This is a genomic window from Collinsella sp. OF02-10 (genome assembly GCF_003463445.1).
Lineage (GTDB): Bacteria > Actinomycetota > Coriobacteriia > Coriobacteriales > Coriobacteriaceae > Collinsella.
The window spans coordinates 1-1360 of sequence record NZ_QSCW01000047.1 but is presented as its reverse complement, the minus strand read 5'-3'; the positions used below and the strand labels follow the sequence as shown (position 1 = coordinate 1360).

The 1360-nt window shown below is 67.7% G+C and carries 1 protein-coding gene; it reads left to right on the top strand.

The window, feature by feature from the left end; all coding sequences use genetic code 11:
- The first annotated feature begins 135 nt into the window (after window positions 1-135).
- Window positions 136-1293 carry an IS110 family transposase gene (locus DXA43_RS10115; protein WP_231500848.1) on the top strand — a complete coding sequence of 386 codons (1158 nt, stop codon included), beginning with the start codon at window positions 136-138 and terminating at the stop codon, window positions 1291-1293.
- Window positions 1294-1360 lie beyond the last annotated feature (67 nt).

The window sequence follows — 1360 nt, the reverse complement described above, 5'->3', positions numbered from 1 at the left end:
GGGGGGTGTTGCCACCGGGGGCGCTCGCCGCTCCGGACGACTGATAGGAAACTGCCGGGCGCAAGCGCCACGGCCAGGTAATGTGGGTGTCGCGGGGAGGGGTTCCGATCGGCCTACCGATTGGAGGATACCACCGTGGCACCAATTAGAATGCCGGAAGCCGTCATCGGGCTCGATGTCGGGAAATCGTCCCACTGGGCATGCGTCGCGACTCGAGATGGCGAGGTGCTGCTGAGCACCCCCGTCGCGAACAGGGAGGACGACCTGGACTCGCTGTTCGGCCGCTTCCCCGATGCGCTCGTGGTCGTCGACCAGTCGCGCAACATAGGCGCCCTCGCGCTCGCCCGCGCCAGGGCGGCCGGGATGTCGGCGGCGTACCTGCCGGGACTCGCGGCGCACGGGGCCGCCAGGCTCTTCGCCGGCGACGCCAAGACCGACGAGCGAGACGCGATGGTCATCGCGAAGACGGCGCTTGGCATCCCCGACGCGCTCCTGCCGGTCGGAGACCCGGGTCCGACGATTGCGGCGGCGAGGGCGCTGGCCGCCCAGAGGAACTTCCTGACCTGCGAGAACACTAGGAATAAGAACCGGCTGCGCAGCATCCTGCTGGAATCGTGCCCCGCCTTCGAGGCACTGGTCGACCTGTCCGACGGGCCCCAGCTGAGGCTCATGGCATCCCTCGGCGGGGCCTGGTCGGTAGCCGACGCCGGGCCCCGCAGGGCGGCGGCGCTCACGCGTGGGGCGGCGCGCGGTAAGATCGAGGCCCTCGTCCGCTCGACAACCTCCTCGACAAGGCCGGATGCGTCGGTCGTCGCCGCCGAGGACCGGGCGGTGAAACTGCTCGCGCGCAGGATATCCGAGAACTCGGCGGAGATCGAGGCGATCACGGCGGAGATCTCCGCCCTGCTCGAGGGCGACGATACCTACCGATGCCTCCTGACGGTGCCGGGCATCGGGCCCAAAACCGCTTCCGAGCTTGCGATCTCCATCGACATCGAAGACTTCCCCAGTCACGACAGGCTCGCGTCGTACTGCGGCCTGGCGCCGCGCAACCGCCAGTCGGGAACCTCGATCTCCTCGGTGACGGCATCGCGCCAAGGCAACAAGAGGCTGAAGAACCTGCTCATATTCTCATGTAACTGCCTTACCCGGACAGAGGGGAGATGGGGCGACTACTACACCAGGTGCCGGGAGCGGGGCATGTCGCACGGCAAGGCGCTCAAGGCGCTGGCGCGAAAGAGACTGAAGGTCATCTACGCGGTCATGCGAGACAGGGTGCCTTACGCAGCCTAGCCGAAACGCACCGAGCAGACTGAAGCCCACCGGCCTAATGGCTTGGCGTCAGCATGCCGCGATTCGG